This is a genomic window from Bacillus sp. OV166 (assembly GCF_900177675.1).
In the GTDB taxonomy this organism is placed as follows: Bacteria; Bacillota; Bacilli; order Bacillales; family Cytobacillaceae; genus Neobacillus.
The window spans coordinates 4,141,608-4,160,751 of record NZ_FXWM01000001.1; the positions used below are offsets into that span (position 1 = coordinate 4,141,608).

The following is a 19,144-nucleotide window of genomic DNA, read 5'->3' on the forward strand; positions in this document are numbered from 1 at the left end:
ATTATGTGATGATTATTCATCGATTAATTTCTGCAGTTATGCGCACCTTTTGGCTAGGTTGTATATTTTTCTATAAAAGTAAAGACTTATACTTTAGACCAACGATTTTCATAAGACTTCCTTAAGGTCCCACCTCGCCATGGACACCATTTTTTCGACTAATAGTTCACATATCCACGCCCATTCAGTAATTGATGACATCTTAATGAACATGACTGCACACAGAAAGGCCTAACCACAAATGGTTACGCCTTACTTAATATTTCTATCCCATGTAACTCGTAAACCACCCAGGTCTATACTTAGTCGCGCGACTCCCTTTAATTGAAAACTGAAAGTTAATCCCCATTTGTCTAAGTTCACTAATTAACGGCCTTAGTTCAGCCCCACCGACTAACCAAAGATTCCCACCCTTGTGACGTTTGTCTATAACTTCATAGTTCTTTACAGTTAAATAATTATAAAGACTTTCAGGGGCTTCATCAATCAAATCAATTAAATCCATTTGTTCATGATAACCTTCTAATTCATGTGAGAATAGGGCTATTTGTTCTGAATGAGTTTTGTTTTTTGGGGGTTCAACTTTGATGTTTCTATTTTGCTTGAAAGTAGAAAAATTTTCTTTTGATTTTTCTCTCACTGGTTGTTTATTTAATTTTTTTAGGATGATTTCCTTTTTTAATACACTTGGTGAAACATTATTACTTGTTTCCTTTTGTTGATTATGAGGACGAATTCCCATGTAACTCAACTTGGCAAAGAGCGATTCCATCGTTTTCTCAGGATTTGAATAGAATACACTTCCCCTGATCCGCCAAAATATCCATCCTACTCTTTCAAGAACACGCTGTCGTTCAATTTCCTCTTTCCATTTCTCCTCACCTTGCCATTCCATATCACCCTCACATTCAATGGCTAATCGCGTACGCTCTCCTTCAACTACCAAATCTATTGCCTTACCTAATGTGCCAACCTTAACTTGTGGAACAACACTATATCCCTTGGATGAAATTAACGTATAAATGTCTCTTTCTAGTTCCGAAACAAATTCATGTTCCTCCTTAACCAATTCTTCCTCGGTTTCACCATGATTAAGACAATGTTGTAAAAGTCGATATCGAACATCATTTGGATTTAACTTATTTGCATCAACGGAGTGGAACAATATCATTTGATCTCTTGGTCGGCTTGCAGCAACATTAAATCTTTGTAGTGCATCTTTTTTCCCGAGTGAAGTAAAACTTTTATTTTCCGCGATGACTAATGAGAGGAAGATCACATCGCGTTCGTCTCCCTGAAAGGCATACGCATCTCCTACCACTAGTCTTCTATTGATGATGTCTTCTTCAACGATTTTCTTGAGAATGAGTCCTTCAATCACTTTTTGTTGATCGTTCCCGAGTAGTGTAATCACTCCAAAAGACTTTTGATAATATATTGGATCCTTAATACACTCTATAATATAATCAACAATGGCTTCAGCCTCTGGAATGTTAATTACTTTAGTGGTATTGTCCAATCGATACCCATCATCAACTTTTACTGCCTTTACAGGCGGTGTAAACATATCCTTTGCAAAAGGTAGACGTAATGGGTCAATCATTCCGCCATACATTAATTCATTGCTGAATTTAATGATTTCTGGGACGCAGCGGAAATGCTCTTTTAAGACGATTTTACTGTCAAAAACCCTAGAAGCTGTGTCATATAAACTGGTCCGAATGTCAAATTGCATTTTATTCGGGATATCAAAAAGATACCTAGTGATTAATTCATGGACATCGCTTATTTCTGTAAAAGCATTCTCAGGACTGATTTGATTTTCATCCCCAACTATAACCGCTTTTTTCCCACGAAGTAAGGCACTTAATCCGAACAAATTGCTTTGGCTACTTTCATCAATAATAACCACATCAAACATGTCTTCTGTTAGATCGAAGTTCTCAATCACACGCTGGATTGGCATAATCCAAACTGGAATGGCCCCTCTTGCTACCTTCATTTCTTTGCTAGCCTCTTGGCGGTATATACGGGTATATTTTCCCGTTCCTTTTCCAATTCGTTGAATCGCCTTTTGCCATGCGAATAAACTCATTTTTTGTGTCCGTGTGGTTCGTTCTAATTGTTCCTTCCAAGTTGCTTCCGCAATTAATTCTTTTATGACTTTTTGTTCTTTCAATTTTGCCATTTTTCTATGTTCTTCTAGGTGATCAATCTGTTGTTTAGCATTTAATTCCTTTAGCCAGGCATCTACTTGACGCCATATCCAGGCAATCTCTAGATCTGTTGGGGGAATTAGCGGCTTTCCTACTCCACCAGTTTCTAGTAATTCCAATGTCCATTTTGGTGCTGCATCAAATAGTAGACTTTTTAGTTCTAACAATTGTTGATAATCAACTTCTAAGCCTTCAAGTCTTTCCACTTCTGAAAGGATTGCATCCCAAGTTGTGGTATTTCGCTTACGAAGTGAATCTAATAAGTTATTCCATAATGGATGTGAATGTCGTTGATTCATTCCTGCAATTAAATCTACTTCTATTTTTTGAAAGAATGTTTGTGTTTCATGCCAAGTCTTTTTGTAATGAAAAGCTTGTAAACCTTGATGTAGTTCATACAGCCATTGTTCCTCATGAAACCTATGTTCCCCAGTCATGGAAATAACAGCAAATAATTCCTCAAACTCTTTTTCTAAGTTGTTAACCCAATTAGATGCATTAAGGATTTGATTGCATTTCTCCTTTATTATTAGAGCAAATCTTTTCTGTGTTTCTTCCATTTTAGTTCCGTCAATTTCATCTAAGACACGATTCCACTTAATAGATAGTTTTTGCTTCATAATCATTAGATCAATGTGTTTTATGACCAAGGTGAGGTCTTCACTGTTTCTAATCGGATAGGTATTTACTTTTATCTCTTCAAAGAGATATTTAAGTTTTCTACCTGTTAAGTTTTTATATAACCAGCCTATCTTGGGATTAGAAGATAATTTTTCATTCAAAACAAGGAGGTCGTCCCTTAACTCAGGAAGAATCTTATTTGTAGTTAAGACAATTTTATGCTCAATGATTTCCTTCTCCAGTATTTGAATTTCAATTACCTTTTCATCAATTTCTTTGATAAATTGATTCCACATGGGTACTTGGCTTGATTCTCTCACGCAATCCTTGATAATGGTATAGAGCCACTTGGGATTATGCATTTGTTTCAACTTTACAATGGCTTCTGTCGTTTTAGTCGTCCATTTGGCAAAATCAAGGCTCATAAAATCCCCGGTAGTCCAGCCCTTTATCTGTTCCGTTGTCTGTTCGATCTTCTCCTCTATTCCCTGTATCTCATTGACTTTTTCTAAAAATACGTTGGATGGAGGCAATGATTTTAGGCTAGGTCTTACTAACGATAGCGACTGAATATCTTCTTTTGCCAGAAGACCTAAAATTTCAAAAAATTTAATTAGTTTTTCGGTAGAGAATGGGAATGGCGAGTCTGATTTAATGTTATCAGGTATCCAGGCATGACTTTCAAACTTCTTAAGCCATTTTGCTGCATCTAGTGGCTTTAATTCCATGTCACCAAACTTTTTTGGTATGCATTCCCTTTCTGCAGCATCATTAATCATTTGATTGATTCGTTCAATACTCCTCTTAGTGGTTTGTAATTCTCTTTTTAATCGCTCGATATTCTTTTGTAAAATTTCAGGTTGTTTTGAATCGATATTTTCGGCAATAACACGAACGGAGTCCTCGATTTCTTTGACTGATTTCGAGTCCCCTCCTAAAACACTTACACACAGTGGACGAATTTCTTTAGGGATTTTATTTTTTAATACATGTAAAGCACGTTCCTTTTCACTAGTGACAAGTACTCTTTTCCCGTGTGCAAGAAGGTGACTAATCAAATTAGCAATCGTATGGCTTTTCCCTGTTCCAGGTGGCCCCTGTATAACTACACCACTATTAGCAGCTAATTTCTCAGCAATCAATTGCTGTTCTTTATTAGCCGGCAATGGGAAAAGCAACTCCTGGCCCACTGCCTCCCAATCTGGGGATAGAACCTTTGGATCATCACCAGATTCACTTGTCGTAATTAATTTTTTTATGGATTCTGGAACTGGAAAACCTGCTTGTATTTTTTCAATGGCATTGGTTAATTCTTGCTGCCAAAACCTGCCACCTGTTTTTCTCAAGAATATGGCCGGACTATTAGAAATGATCGGTGTTGATACGCTTTTCAAACTGTCCTTTTTATCTGTCTTAAATAATCCTTCTGGGCTTATCGTATGAACAACTTCCTGCAAAAAGGACTTAATAGGATCCAATTGATTTGGTGAAAAATCAAGCTCTTGAATTTGATTTTCCATTTTCATAACCCGTGTGGCATTCGGAAAATCAATATGTAATAACATGTCTGTTTCCATCGCTGTTCCTTTGCTCGTAGGCAAGAGATGAAAAATACCTTTCTTTGCGTCAAAAGTAATTTCTAATTTCGTTACTAAAATATGACGGGAGATTTGTTTATCATCAATTTTCCATTGAAGTAATCCATGCCCGCAAACAAGTTCTATGTCTTCCCCTTCACGTTCAAAGCGTTGATACAAGGTGAATAGGTCCGTATATAACTGTTGAATCTTCATTTTTGGGGATGCTTCTGCAGCCCACATTTCCCATTCTTCTATCCATTGTTGGTAACTAGTTTTTCGTTTTGGATCCTCATCAAATAATTCCATAATTTCTTTTTCTTCTTCATCTATGCCTATTACCAAGACCCCAAATACCGTGGGAGATTGCTCTGGATTATCAAATTTAGTTACCCATTTTTTTAATTCAGATGGAACTTGGGGTACTGTAGGAATTTCTTGCTTATGTACCTCAAACCAAGCTTCTTCACCTGTCCCACTCCCGCCAATATAAAAACCATCTATTTGTGGAATGTCCTTTTCCCACCATACCTGTTCATAATCATTAACAATACGAATAATCTTCTCGTTTAGATTTTTAACAGCAAGCAAATATTCAAAAATCCTTGCTATTTTCGCTGTTTCCGTTGACATGATCTCCCCACCTTATATAGGCTTTTTCTCTTAATATCATATTAGCATAATTTGGGTATTATTAGACCTGTAGTAAATAAGGACCTTATAATATATTCGAAGATTAAAGCAAAAAGCACCCTTCGAATTTTTTGGAGGCTGCTAAATAATTATATTTAAGACAAGAATACAGTTTGTTCTCACGCTTATACCAAGTGGCAATTAAGTTAAATTCCTCCTGTCCACTTACTTTTATCGGAATAATAAACTTGAAATCTTCCTTGTAGGCTGGATATATTTAAATTTCATTGCCTAATTCAAATTTAATTACCTAAACTATTGCCACCTTACCACAACATTAAGATTGTCCAATTCTAGTAGAAAATGACAGCACCTAATAAATAAAAATAGAACAAAAGAGGTTCCTGAATTTAAGAACCTCTCCTTTCCAAACCCTAATTAAGGCCGAATTGCCATGGAATGTGATGGTGATCATTGGCACGGACCCGACCGATATGACTACGATATGAAACGCCAGCGAATATTAGAAAGATGTGGATGGAGATTTTGGAGAGTTCGGGGAAGCGAATATTATTACAACCCTGAAAAAGCTCTCGATTCTCTATGGGAAACCCTTAAACAATATCAAATTGAACCGTCTGGAAGAATTTATCTAAACAGACCGCCAAAAACGATGACTATTTCGCTTACAAGAAAGAATGAGCTTCAGGATGTTTCTGGAGATAAAGCTGAATTGGGACTGAAATCAAATGAAACAAACCAATCCTTAAGGCCAGCTACTAGAGAGGAACATTCAATTCAATCTACAGTTCTTACTAAAGTGGAAACTCCAATAACTGAAACGAAAGCAGTGGTTGAACAGAAACACCTAACCATTGCTGAAGCAGGGTTAAAAGGATATTTAGAGAGCCTGGGGTATGAAGTTATTGACCAACGAGATAATCATGGAGCCTTTTGGCTCGTGGGTGATATGGAGCAAAACGAGCTCATCTCAAAGCTCAAAGAACAAAATATTCACTTCTCTTATTCACCAAACGGTAGTATATATACAAACCGCAGGCCGGGATGGTATACAAATTTCCAAGGATAATACAAAGGGCACACCTTTTTGGGTGTGCCCTTTAATGGAAGTGCCTTTCAACCCCCAACAAGTTCAATGATAGGGACCCTATATCGAGATGAATAGTGGAACAACCTAAAACTCATACTCTATTTCCTTTTTCCGTTTTTTTGGTTATAATATATCTATATAATTGCATAAAATAAAAAAAAGACCGCTGGTGCCATTAACACCACACGGTCAATGCAATAGCAGGTTCCCTGCAAGGGAATCAGCATTAAGCGGAAGTAATCCACCCAGGGCTGCTAAAACTCAAGGGTGGATTATTTTTTTTGGTTAAATGACAGAACGGCTACAATCAGGCTTGCAAATGCAAACGTAATCATGAATGTTTCAAATACTGTCATTAAGCATCACCCCCTTTCTGATGGGAATGTGCTAACCACCCTTGAGAAATCCTCTTCTATCGCACTTCTATTTTAACATGCAATAATAAAAATAGGAACATACGTTTTGTTTTTTAGATAAATAGATCGATCTGTACGAAATCATACTATGTTCGCTACTATATTAGCTGTCTCTTTAGCCCCTGAATAGGTGGGAAATTAGATATAGTTGGTCTGTCGTTCCATCACTCATACCCTTATTTCAGTTTAATTGTTTCATACTTTCCACCTGACCAACCTAGTCCAGATGAAACTTCTAATGAATAGATACATAAATCAGCAGGAACTTCCACTACAAACTTACCTTGTCGGGACATTTGAGGATTAACTTCTTCTAAAAATAAGTTAGCCTCACCTAAAATCATCATAACCTCCCCCGTGTTCATAGGGTCAAATTCTGCCCTTTAATTTGGAAAAGGTTGCTATCCACCATTCTAGCTTTTATATCTAGGTTCTTAACTGTATAGCTAACGACAAGTAATATACCTGTGGTTGTAACAGAGTCAATAAATTGATTATCGCTTTTTAATTCTTTAGTTTCCTTTGCACCGTTAATTACATATTCAAACTTCCCTACCTTTACCGCTTCGCCGATACCATATGTCTTCTCAACTGGTGGAGCAGGAGTTTCTTCAACAGCAGGTTTTTCTTGGGTAACGACAGCTTCTTTTTTCTTCGGTTCTACCTTTACATCTTCCTCAGGTGCAAATACACTACCCATTACAACCCCTAAAGGACATGTGTCCAGTGGAATACCGGAAACATGCCCATCTGATTGCATAAAATTATATTTGTCTAACTATTTTGGTTCACTTCAAAATTGGCTCGTGTCAGGCACTTTTATTAAATTTCTATTTTACCTTTTGATGTTATTTTTTTAAGGCTGCATCGATGTACTCATTATGGATCTGGTCTTTATAATTAAATGCTTTCTTGATGTACCCTGCTTCAGCTAATGTGTCAATGGAATCTTGCTGTGCGTTAATAGACTCTTCAGTAAAAAGTATATTGGGTTTTTCCGCTGTGATGATCTTCTTAATGAGAGCAGCTGGAAGTTTTGTTGCACGTGAATATATTTCAGATGCTTCATCCGGATTTTCAATTTGCCAATCGGCTGCTTTTTTGTATACTCTTAAATATGCTTGAACAATCTCAGGATGTTCTTCCGCAAAGCCTTTCCTGGCAATAATTGCGCCAGGGGCATATATTTTTTTGTTTACATTTAGAGTTACTCCATTCCCTTTTTCAACATTATTTAGATAATAAGGATTCCACACTGACCATGCGTCTAATTTTTTGGATTCAAAGGCCGCTTGTGCATCATCGGGTTGAAGATTGATGAGTTTCACATCATCTGTCGTTAAACCATTCGCTTTCAATGCTTTAATTAGATACACATGAGCCGTTGTACCAAGAGGAACACCAACGGTCCTGCCCTTTAAATCTTTAATCCTCTTAATATCCCCATTTTTTTGTACCAAAATCCGAACATTCGATTCTCCTGTACCGGTTTGGGCAATCACTTCAAATGGCAGTTTTTTATCTAGACCTGCTATTAACGCACCATCTCCTAAAAACGATAAATCAACACGATTTGAAGCCAGTGATTCTAATAGCGGTGGTCCACTTGTGAATTCACTCCATTTAACTTCGGCATTCATCGCCTTAAACTCTTCTTCGAACCAGCCCTTTTCCCGAGCAATGACTAATGGTCCCATTTTCCCATTTAAAGCAATATTCACTTTAACCGGAGCACCTTTGTCAATACTTTTGGCATTCGTTTTTTCTGCGGAAGAACCGCATCCTGCTAATAAAAATATCATGGAAATGACCAAAAATAATCCTAATAAATGCTTACGATAATTCTCCATATTTTAACCTCCTCGTATGACATGGCTTCACCCGCCTGCATGTGTGTATGATAAGAAAAGAGGTCCGACAATGAGCGTGATCTCCTTATCGGAACCTCTAATTATTCAATTGGTTAGATTTTATTTTTTAACTATTAATCTGCTTACTTCATTTTCCTGATTAACGGGTACGTTTTTTCCGACTGTTACACGTCGTACAACGCGATGACGATCTCCGTAGTCTGCAACCGCATAATGTTGCGTGGCCAAGTTATCCCAAATGACCACATCCCCTTCCGTCCATTTCCAGCGTACGGTATTTTCTAGACGGGTCACATAAGAATCAAAGATACTTAACAATCTTTCAGATTCACTTGTTGTATAGCCTTCTAACTTTCCTGCAAATCCTCCTAATAACAAATGCTTTTTCCCTGTTTCTGCGTGAACATGAACAACTGGATGTCTCGTTTTAAAAACTGTTGATTCAAAAACAGCACGATATTTTTTTGTAACTTCATTAACATTAATATCACTTTGTTTAAACTGTGCATAATCAAATTCATTTGAATGAATTCCCCATAACTTATCTCCTAATCTTTTCAAGCCCTCCGGAAGGTCATCATACGCTGTATTCGTATTTGCCCAAACTGTATCACCGCCAACTTCCGGAATTGTTACCCCTCTTAATATGGAGTATTTCGGAACTTCAGGAACAAACGTAACATCAGTATGCCAATGATTCGCTTTTGCACCTACCTCAGAGTCCAGCTCAAAAATATAGTTTGTATTATTTTTTACCGGTACGGTCGGATGAGCATATGGTTCACCTAATAATGTTGCAAATGCTTCTTGGCTCGCATCCGTTAAATGATTTTGACCCTTGAAAAATACTACCTTGTACTCGTTTAGCGCTTGTTTAATTTCATTTAAAATACTTGATTCTAAATCCCCGCTTAATTGAACACCTTGAATTTCCGCACCAATTCTTCCTGCTTGCGGTACCACTTTTAATTGTTTTGTTTGAAAAGCTGTCATTTTCAAATTCCTCCTAATAATCATGTTTTATTTTTTTCAAATACAGCGTAAATCTCTCTTGAACCGCCTCCTGACTTTTTATTTCCCACCTAACCCAGTGATATAGTCAGCTTAATGATTCGTTCAAAAAACAAAAAGAGATCCAACAAAGTGAGCGTGGAAGCTTCTCTTTGTTAAATCTCTAGTCGACTAGTGGATTCTTATCACTTTTATTTAATTGGACTAAATTGGTAAGTGGTTTGTTTATGAATGCATCTTAACAGGGTTCGAAATAGTCTGTCAATTATTTTTTTAAGTAATCCTATAAATTTAGTTGGTTTTAAAGTATTGAATATTAATAATAACCATGGTAAGTTATTATCAATTAATTCATTCGAATGAATCGACTAGTCTACTGGAGATTCGGCGAAAAGACACATATGTCTTTTCGCTGAATCTCTTTTTTTATTTTAGAAAGGATGATGAGCATTATGGTATCAACAGTGGAAATAAATCATGTAAGAAAAACTTTTAATAGTGACAATGAAAGCATTAAAGTTTTAGAGGATTTTAATCTCGGTGTAAAAAATGGTGAGTTTATGACCATTATTGGTCCCAGCGGTTGCGGAAAAAGTACATTATTAAAATTGATTGCAGGACTTGATTTAGATTTTGAAGGCGAGATTAAGATAGCTGAAAAGGCAGTGAATGGCCCCTCTAAGGATCGCGGATTTATTTTTCAAGAGCATCGTTTGTTTCCCTGGTTAAACGTAGAAAAAAATATTGCAGGTAATCTGTCATTAAAAGATCCGGATATACGTTCAAAAGTGGACCATTTAATTTCACTTGTAAAACTTAAAGGATTTGAAAAAGCATATCCGCGTCAATTATCCGGGGGAATGTCACAACGTGTGGCAATTGCCAGGGCCTTGCTGCGAAATCCTGAAGTGTTATTGTTAGATGAACCGTTTGGCGCATTAGATGCATTCACTCGCAACCATCTCCAAGAAGCTTTACTTGAAATATGGGAGGAAAATCAGACGACAATGATGCTTGTAACCCACGATATTGATGAGGCAATCTTTTTGTCATCTAAAGTCGTAGTCATGGATGCAAAGCCAGGGCGAATAAAGGGTATTGTACCTATTGATTTGCCTTATCCAAGAACAAGGATCAGTAAAGCTTTCCAAGAATACAGAACCGTTATCTTGAAATACCTTGATCACCAAGTTAATGAAATAGAAGATTGGAGCATTTAACTAAAAAAAGAAAGGATGATATAAATGTCTACACAAACAATTGCTCAGAACAAAGCCATTTCAATTAAGAAAAAGAAATCACAATTAACAAAAAGCTACTCTATTTGGCGAGGATTATCCCTGCCTGTTTTCGTATTGATTTTATGGCAATTGTTAAGTTCAATCGATATCTTGTCCGCTCAATTATTTTCTTCACCATTGTTAATTGTCACCCGCTTCATTGAACTAGTCCAGTCAGGGGAGATGGCTAAACATTTGCAAATCAGTTTAATCCGAGCATTTCTCGGCTTTGCTATAGGCGGTTTTCTCGGATTATTAATAGGTGTCATTGTTGGCATGAACAAAATGGCGGAGGAATATTTAAACCCAAGTATCCAAATGCTCCGCACTGTCCCACTGCTTGTGATTACACCGCTATTTATCATGTGGTTAGGGTTTGGTGAATTATCTAAGATATTACTAATTGCTTTAGGTGCCTTTTTCCCTTTATATTTACAAACCTTTTTAGGCATTCGTAATGTAGATAAAAAATTATACGATGTTGCTCAAATATTAGAGTACAGCCGAATAGAGCAAATAACTAAGCTTATGATTCCAGCTTCTCTACCTAATATTTTACTAGGTATACGCTTAGCTCTAAGCGCTGCCTGGATGTGCTTAGTTGTCGCAGAGTTATTGGGAGCAGATAGAGGTGTGGGCTTCATGATCCAAGATGCCCGTTCTTTTATGCAGACAGACACTGTCTTTGTAGGCATTATCATCTTTGCCCTTGCTGGTAAAATATCCGACTCTATTGTCCGCTTTTTAGAAAATCGTTTACTAAAATGGCAAGATAGCTTTAAAGCTTAACCAAAAACCAATCAATCCACATCCCATTCAACTAAGAAAAGTCGTCAAGACCTCCAAATTGCTACAACATAAAAAGACTACTTCCTCTATATATGAAAGTAGTCTTTTTTGTTGAAAAAACTATATTAACTGATATTGTTGACACTTTTTTCTTTTTTATTATCATGGTACTTATAAGATAAAGATCAATTAATTTCGAGATTGTCTTTTTGGAAATCAACAATTTCCGATCAACTAGCTACGCTTCGCTATATTTCATAACGTCACGAAAGAAGTAATTGATTTCTGTCAACACCATGAGCTAGTTACCTAGGATATTACATCTGAGGAGATTGCAACAGACAGCGTCAATATTTATGTAGGCTCGCTTGTCAATTGGGTAATATCTAATGGCTCCGGATCCCTCGAGGTTCTAATGGGAAACGCCTTAGACCACTTTTTAAGTGGAGTATCCGTGAATAACTAGCGGTTATTCTAATAAAACAAAAAAGTGTCAGGCACTACCCAAGAAAATGGGACTGTGCATGACACCTTTATTTTTACTTGAAGAATTATTCCGATTGTTAGATCGATAATCATAAAATCCTCTAAAATAGTTAATTCTTCTGGCATCTCTAAGAAAAGTATACCACCATCAGTTACTTTAACAGGATATGATGAATTTCAACGAATCAATCTTCGGGGAATGATGCTGTCTTCTCTTCCAGGTTTTATTGCCATGGCCCTTGTTTTAGCTTTGAGCAAGATTCCTGGATTAACGATGCTAGGAGAAGTATTTGAACTTATGATTAACGCCCTCCCTGTTATACTTGCCGTCGTCGCAGCTAAACAAGTAGCGGACCTTGATGATGTATCGATTGTGGCAGGGATTGTCGCCGGAGTCTTATCAGTGAAAGGCGGAATTATTGGAGGTATTATCGGGGGTATTTTAGCAGGACTGTTGGTCCAATACATATTTAGAAAGTGTGTTGAGTGGAAGTTCCCCGCTACAACCGTCAATATTGCAGCAGGTGGAATTGCCAGGTTGATTTCTGGATTGGCAGTCTTTTTCCTCATCGCGCCAGTCGCCTTAAAGCTCGGTGAAGGAATCCGCTCTTTATTAGACCTGCTTGTTTCTACTAATGGGACACTTGCTGGACTCATTGCTGGGCTGTTAATTTGGCCAGCTATTATTGGCGGCGTCTATCACGCGGCTATCCTTCCGATTGTACTGTTAGAAATGGAAAAGACAGGAAACAGCTTCTTAGGTGCCGTTGATATGGTAGGATTGGTAATGGTATCAGCGGGGATTACCCTTGCCAATATTGTTTCACCTCGAGATAAAGGTGAAGCAGCAGTGGCTGCACCTGGTTTTGCCATTAATATGGGCTTTGGTACCTTTGTAGTAGCCGCTTATCCGTTTATGTTTTCCAACAAATATATCTTTGCTGGAGCAATCCTCTCATCCGGATTAGGCGGATTACTTGTTGGACTTTTTGATGTTCGTGGAACGGCCTATGTTCCATCATTTATGGCACCACTTTTATCCAATAATATGACAGGCTTTATCATCGCAATGGCTGGAAGTTTAATATGTTCATTTCTCATAACGCTTTCCATAAATAAAATCTCTGTGAAAAAGAGCAAGAATATGGTTAGAGAGCAAAAAGCGAATAAAGTAGCAGGTTAATCATTATATGCGTTCGTCCATTAAAAAAATGGCCGAAACAAATAAATAGTTTAATGCTTTCCTTTACCTAAAACAAGAAGCTGACCAAAAAAAGTCGTCACTCAACGACCGTTTGGGACAGCTTCTTATTTTTTTCATAGTAAATAATATAAATAATAAAACCAACATTAGTAAATTTGGGATACCTACAAACCAACCTTCCATATTAAAGACGATAGAAGCTGAAAAAACTAACAACCACATCGTACCGTTCGGGAATTCCCTGAATATATACTCTACTTCAGAAACTAATTTACTTTTTCTTGGTCCTCCTGCTTATCAAGCTCCCCGACTTAATTTATATAAATGTATAGGTATGGATCATTCATTTTCTCGTTGAACGAATGAGGCCTTTCAGAAGCTGCCGCACCAGGTTTTTGAGCCTGTCTTCACGAAAGTAATCGATGAAGTCATTTCGCATCGATTATCCTAAAAATAGATTCTGTAAAAGACATTTTTGGGGTATCCCCCAACATAAAAAATAAAAATCCCTTTACTCGATTTGTTTGAAGCCATCTAATATGATAGAAAGCAAACCCTTACTTGCTTCATAAACAAGTTGCTCCTTAGGGACCGGGCGTTTTTCCTCTTTTCTTGACTCAATACCGTTTCTATACACATACTTTCTTCGAAGGATTCCTTTTTTCTGATTATAATAAAGGACAAACCGCTTCAGATTCGATTTCATGTCAGAATTTTTCCAAATGATGTAAAAATATTTCTGATCCTTCCATTCTTCAACTGAAATCATCGAGTACAGTAAACTTAACTGTAAAATGTTAAAATCATTATTAAAAACTTTAACATCCCTTTCTAAGGTTACTTTTGGTTGATCGATTGTTGGCAGATACTCGTCAACAACCCCAAACTGCTGAAGTTTTTCTATTAATTGTTCGTAGTTATTAATTTAAATTTCCTCCTCTGTTTAAACGATATTTCACTTTCTTTTTATTAATCCTAAAGATAATATCAATTTTATATTCTCCCTTAAATCGATACATCCATATTCCACTTTTATCCTTTTCATGAACAAACGAACTTCTTTAAGTTCATATCTTTTTTTAAGATTTTAATCTTTTTTTATTATGTAATCATAGATTATACCCTATTCATCTTCTTCATGAACCCATTCAATCGTATAGTAGCATTCCACTAACGCTTCATAAAACCCCCATCTTGATTCGACTGCCCGATGTACCTGTAACAACGCTGAGTTCCAAACACGTTTACTATTACATCCTAAAATTTATAAATAAAAAGAGCAACTTGTCCGTTGCTCTTATTTTGAGTCAGATCTATGAATTTTTCACTTATATCGGAACCTCTGATTTTTTACCGTGGGACTGGAATTTTTTGCGTATTGGTCAAAACCCGTATCATAAAATTGAGCGACCTTACTGGACCAGTCGCTGGTATCTTTCCCGCTGGTCCGTTCAGACATATAGGATGATATCGTTTGATCATATTGGTCAATAATTTCCTTTTGAATTTTCGCATCATACTGTTCTTTCTGAAGGGTTGCCTTAATTGGCAGCCTTGGTTTTTGAGCGGGGACGGATTGTGGATATCCGACCACCAGACCTGAGATTGGAAAAACATATTCCGGAAGATTCATTAGTTCAACAAAGGTTTGGGGATTTCTCCGTAATCCTCCGATCGGAACGATCCCGAGTCCCATCGATTCAGCCGCTATAACTGCGCCTCCCAGAGCGATCCCTACATCTGTTGAACCGATAATAATGGCCTCTAAGTCCTCGACAATTTTAAACTCCATACCATTTTTTTCAGCTGCCAGCTTCGCCCGATAAAAATCCATGCAAAACACTAGAAAAACTGGAGCTTCCTCAATCCATCTTTGGTTGCCTGCCGCTTTCGCCAATGCGGCTTTCCTTTCAGGCTCTCTAACTTCGATTACGCTCACTTGCTGTCCATTAATCCAATTGGGACCAGCCAAAGCCGCCTCAATAATCACTTCGATCTGGGCTTCGCTTACCTCTTTTTCAGTGTCGAAGTCCCTAACTGAGCGATGATTTCTTAATAATTGAATGGTTTCGTTCATACAATCACTCCTCGTGTATACGATACTACACACGCAGCTTTAAATTCAAACACCTGAATCTAATAAAAGTGCCTGACACCACTGAAGGTGGTGTCAGGCACCATTTTACTTATTAAGAAGTTCTAAAAAGGAACAAATGGTTAAGATCCCTTTATCGAAGTTTTCTAAGTTAAAGTGTTCGTTTGGAGCATGAAGATTTTCATCTGGCAAACCGAAGCCCATTAAGACAACAGGAGCATGCAGTGATTGGTTAAAATCCGATACAATAGGAATGGAGCCACCTTCTCTTTTGTAAACAGGCGATTTCCCATAAACAGTTTCATACGCTTCGGCCGCTTTTTGAATCATCGGACTGTCGATCGGCGTTAAAAATGGATTCCCCGTATCTTGTAGCGACACTTTCACCGTGCATCCTTTTGGTGCATGTTCTTCCAGATGCTTTTTAACCAATCCTTGAATCTTTTCAGGGTTTTGATTGTGGACTAGACGGCAGGTGATTTTGGCATGAGCCTCGTTCGGGATGACCGTTTTAGTTCCTTCCCCCTGAAATCCGCCCCATAATCCGTTTATTTCTAATGTTGGCCTGGAGCTGATTCTCTCAGGATAAGGATAATTGTTTTCCCCTCCTGTTAAATCAGTTAATGCTAACGATTTTTTTAACTTTTCTTCATCGAAGCCCAGTGCTTTAATTTGTTCCTTTTCAAATGCGGTTAATTCCACTACATCATCATAAAAATGGTCAACATTTACTTTACCATTTGAATCATGAAGAGTAGAAAGCAGCTGTACCAATAGATGGTTTGCGTTTTGAACTCCCCCGCCGAACATGCCCGAGTGCAAATCAGAATTTGCGGTTTTAAGGGAAACTTCTAATGCACACAGACCTCTTAATGAATAAGTAATCGCAGGGACGCCTCTGTCCCACATATCAGAATCGGAAATCACGACCACATCACAGGATAATTTTTCTTTATTTTCGGATAAGTATGGCGGAAGATGAGGACTTCCGATTTCTTCTTCTCCTTCGATGCAAAATTTTACGTTTACCGGTAATTTCCCTTCTAATTTCAATAGTGTTTCCACTGCTTTGATATGTAAAAACGTCTGCCCTTTGTCGTCGGTTGCCCCTCTGGCATAGATCTTTTCATCACGGATCGTTGGTTCAAACGGAGGCGTTTCCCATAGATGAATGGGATCAACGGGCTGTACGTCATAATGGCCGTACACTAAGACTGTTGGGGCATTTTCCTGATGAAGCCAGTCCGCATAGATAAGCGGATGACCCTTTGTCTGGACGATTTCAACATGTTCCATTCCAATGCTTTCTAATTTATTGGCAATCCATGAAGCTGCTTTTTGAATGTCCTCTTTATGCTCGGATAAGGAACTGATGCTTGGAATCCGGAGCAATTCTTTTAATTCCTCTACATTTTGATTATGTTGATTGGATAACAACTCGGATAATTGACTCATGTGCTCACCTTTTCTCGTTTATTTTCTATTCTTATATTATACAAAAAGAATGGAGAAAACCCACAATCCGCTCTAATTCATATATCGATATTCCCTCAAACTATTCAAATTTGAAATTTCCTGTAATAGTTCTTTACCAATATTCGTTTCTCTTACTTTTTTTCTCACCAGTTCTTTATCCACTACTCTTTTTACCGATAATACATCCGTACCGTCACTTAATACATCTTCTTTTGAATGAAACTGTTTATGAGCAACCAATTGCATACCGTAGGAATTATATAGTAACGTGTATCCCGCTATACCTGTTACAGATTGATAGGGTTTTGAGAACCCACCATCGATAACAATCATTCTTCCATTCGCTTTGATGGGATTCTCTCCCTCAATTTCTTTCACTGGTGTATGGCCGTTGATAATATGACCCTGCTCAGGGTCGAGATCAAATTCAGCCAAGAGTTTTTTGCAAAGTTCTTCATTCTCACGTAAGTAATAATAAGGGTTCTTTTTCTCCTTATGCGTTTCCTTATCCTGAATAAAGTACCTTTCAAAGGTGGTCATTTCTCTTTTTCCAAAGAGGGATGAGTATTCTCCGTTCCATAAATACCAAACCATATCAGTTGCAAGGTCATCTGTCTTTTCCGGATGTTCAAAAGCATGTCGTAAATTATATTCAAACGTATCAAGTAATTCACGGCCTGCATACGTTTTATTCTCAATCGTCATTTTTTCCATATTTCCTTCTTCATCTAAAGGAATGCAACCATGAATTAACAAGTTACCGTTATATTTCAAATAAAGGCTGCCCTTTTTCATTAGGAATTTCATATGTCTAGCCAGCTTTTCGGAATGCTGTACGGAAAATAACAATTTTTCGATCACTTGTTTTTCTTCATCTAATAATTGATCTGGCTGCATTGGATTAACAGTAGCAAAACAACTATTTACTAGAGGGTAGGTTTTCCCATGTATCGTTATTTCGTTCTTTTCATAATCAATTTTCTCAAGTAAAAGTCTTTCTGACATATTAAAGTACGGGCGCCTCTTAATGATCGGGATTTCCAGTTTGAATTGAATCATGGCGATTGCTTGATGAATTTTCGTAATTTGCAGTTGTTCATGATTAGATAGTTTTTTATCGGAATGGACCTTAGGTCTAAAAACTGGATTGTCTTCATAGTACTTTTCCGCTAGATTAAGTAATGGTCTTAGATTGATTCCATATACATCTTCAATAATATCCAAATTGTCGTATCTCGCACAAATACGAATAATATTAGCCAGACATACCTTTGATCCAGCAAAGGCACCCAGCCATAGGACATCATGGTTTCCCCATTGAATATCAACCGAATGGTAATCGATCAGTGTTTCCATAATTTTATCGGGCTCGGGTCCACGGTCGTAAATATCCCCTACTACATGAAGATGGTCGACAACTAATCTCTGTGTCGTATAGGCAAGACCTATGATCAGTTTATCCGCCTGTGCTAAGGAGATAATCTGCTGGACAATTTTTGAATAATAATCATCCTTATTTGTGGAATCATCTTTTTTGTAGAGTAACTCTTCAATTATATACACAAACTGTTTCGGCAAAGCTTTACGTAACTTAGAGCGTGTGTATTTGGAGGAGGCATAAGAAATGAGCTTAATCATTCGCTCAATGATTTCTGTATACCATTGGTTTAATTCTAGTTCATTACCAAAATGACTTTTTATTAACTTCAGTTTTTCCTCTGGGTAATAAATTAATGTTGCAAATTCATTCCTTTCGGATTCAGATAAGGTATGTTGAAACAGGTCATTAATTTTCTCTTTTACATTCCCTGAACCATTTCTTAATACATGTTGAAAAGCTTGATACTCACCATGTAAATCACTGACAAAATGTTCAGTCCCCTTTGGTAGATTTAGAATGGATTCGAGATTAATAATTTCTGTTGCTACTTTTTCTGCACTATCATAATTTTGGGCGAGTAAATCTAGATATTTTGCGTTCAAAAAATATGTATCCCCTTTCAGAATTGACTGCGTTGCTTTTATTAACATTATTCATTAATGATATTATAAGGGATAAATTGAATATTTTTATATCATAATACATATTTTTATTGTCTTTATTTGCAAAAGAAGGAAATTTGATGGCTGCAATCGCAGAACTTCGCAAAACACATCACTCTTCACCTGCCGTCAGGTCAAGTACAAATCGACCTGGAATCGATCCACTGCCCTTCTTTTAATAAAATTCCTTCATACTTGATATATAAATAAATGAAGAAAATGGTCATATATTTTTCAATAAAATATGAATAATTTATGACAACTCTTATCACCTTGTCCTTTACGTGGCTTTTTGTAAAAGCCCTCGACTCGCTA

14 protein-coding genes are annotated in these 19,144 nt (G+C 37.2%); 4 read left to right on the forward strand and 10 right to left on the reverse strand.

What is annotated here, in order from left to right; translation table 11 throughout:
• Window positions 1–265 precede the first annotated feature (265 nt).
• Window positions 266–5,047 carry an AAA domain-containing protein gene (locus CCK98_RS20365; protein ID WP_088088254.1) on the reverse strand — a complete coding sequence of 1,594 codons (4,782 nt, stop codon included), beginning with the start codon at window positions 5,045–5,047 and terminating at the stop codon, window positions 266–268.
• A gap of 454 nt (window positions 5,048–5,501) precedes the next feature.
• Here CCK98_RS20365 and CCK98_RS20370 point away from each other — a divergent pair, with 454 nt between their 5' ends.
• The gene (locus CCK98_RS20370; protein WP_088088255.1) at window positions 5,502–6,137 is read left to right on the forward strand and encodes a hypothetical protein; all 636 of its coding nucleotides are present in this window, start codon (window positions 5,502–5,504) and stop codon (window positions 6,135–6,137) included.
• 293 nt (window positions 6,138–6,430) lie between these two features.
• Here the strand turns inward: CCK98_RS20370 and CCK98_RS37090 are convergent, their stop codons facing one another.
• From CCK98_RS37090 to CCK98_RS20385, 5 genes are all read right to left on the reverse strand, one after another.
• A complete protein-coding gene (locus CCK98_RS37090) occupies window positions 6,431–6,514 on the reverse strand; it encodes a putative holin-like toxin (RefSeq protein WP_369448568.1) in 84 nt (27 codons plus the stop codon).
• A 236-nt stretch (window positions 6,515–6,750) separates the two neighbouring features.
• Window positions 6,751–6,921 (reverse strand): DUF4352 domain-containing protein, encoded by a 171-nt coding sequence (locus CCK98_RS34935; protein ID WP_142292186.1) that lies wholly within the window; start codon window positions 6,919–6,921, stop codon window positions 6,751–6,753.
• A 14-nt stretch (window positions 6,922–6,935) separates the two neighbouring features.
• Window positions 6,936–7,274 carry a DUF4352 domain-containing protein gene (locus CCK98_RS20375; RefSeq protein WP_179195876.1) on the reverse strand — a complete coding sequence of 113 codons (339 nt, stop codon included), beginning with the start codon at window positions 7,272–7,274 and terminating at the stop codon, window positions 6,936–6,938.
• A gap of 148 nt (window positions 7,275–7,422) precedes the next feature.
• On the reverse strand, window positions 7,423–8,424 hold the full coding sequence (locus CCK98_RS20380) for an ABC transporter substrate-binding protein (protein ID WP_088088257.1): 1,002 nt from the start codon (window positions 8,422–8,424) through the stop codon (window positions 7,423–7,425).
• A gap of 120 nt (window positions 8,425–8,544) precedes the next feature.
• Window positions 8,545–9,438, reverse strand: coding sequence for a TauD/TfdA family dioxygenase (locus tag CCK98_RS20385; protein ID WP_088088258.1), 894 nt, complete (start codon window positions 9,436–9,438; stop codon window positions 8,545–8,547).
• 470 nt (window positions 9,439–9,908) lie between these two features.
• Between CCK98_RS20385 and CCK98_RS20390 the strand changes: the two genes are divergently transcribed.
• The 3 genes from CCK98_RS20390 (at window position 9,909) to CCK98_RS20400 (ending at window position 13,194) form a co-directional block, all read left to right on the forward strand.
• On the forward strand, window positions 9,909–10,676 hold the full coding sequence (locus CCK98_RS20390) for an ABC transporter ATP-binding protein (RefSeq protein WP_179195877.1): 768 nt from the start codon (window positions 9,909–9,911) through the stop codon (window positions 10,674–10,676).
• 24 nt (window positions 10,677–10,700) lie between these two features.
• Window positions 10,701–11,525, forward strand: a complete 825-nt coding sequence (locus tag CCK98_RS20395; protein ID WP_088088260.1) for an ABC transporter permease — start codon at window positions 10,701–10,703, stop codon at window positions 11,523–11,525.
• A gap of 685 nt (window positions 11,526–12,210) precedes the next feature.
• Window positions 12,211–13,194, forward strand: a complete 984-nt coding sequence (locus CCK98_RS20400) for a hypothetical protein (RefSeq protein ID WP_256942421.1) — start codon at window positions 12,211–12,213, stop codon at window positions 13,192–13,194.
• Between the two features lie 532 nt (window positions 13,195–13,726).
• Here CCK98_RS20400 and CCK98_RS20405 read toward each other — a convergent pair.
• The 4 genes from CCK98_RS20405 to CCK98_RS20420 form a co-directional block, all read right to left on the reverse strand.
• Entirely contained in the window at window positions 13,727–13,921 is a 195-nt protein-coding gene (locus CCK98_RS20405; RefSeq protein ID WP_142292187.1) for a hypothetical protein, read from the reverse strand.
• A 618-nt stretch (window positions 13,922–14,539) separates the two neighbouring features.
• Window positions 14,540–15,292, reverse strand: a complete 753-nt coding sequence (locus CCK98_RS20410; protein WP_088088262.1) for an NADPH-dependent oxidoreductase — start codon at window positions 15,290–15,292, stop codon at window positions 14,540–14,542.
• A 105-nt stretch (window positions 15,293–15,397) separates the two neighbouring features.
• The gene (locus CCK98_RS20415) at window positions 15,398–16,765 is read right to left on the reverse strand and encodes a dipeptidase (protein ID WP_088088263.1); all 1,368 of its coding nucleotides are present in this window, start codon (window positions 16,763–16,765) and stop codon (window positions 15,398–15,400) included.
• Window positions 16,766–16,837: 72 nt separating this feature from the next.
• Entirely contained in the window at window positions 16,838–18,769 is a 1,932-nt protein-coding gene (locus CCK98_RS20420; RefSeq protein ID WP_088088264.1) for a fructose-1,6-bisphosphatase, read from the reverse strand.
• Between the last annotated feature and the right edge of the window lie 375 nt (window positions 18,770–19,144).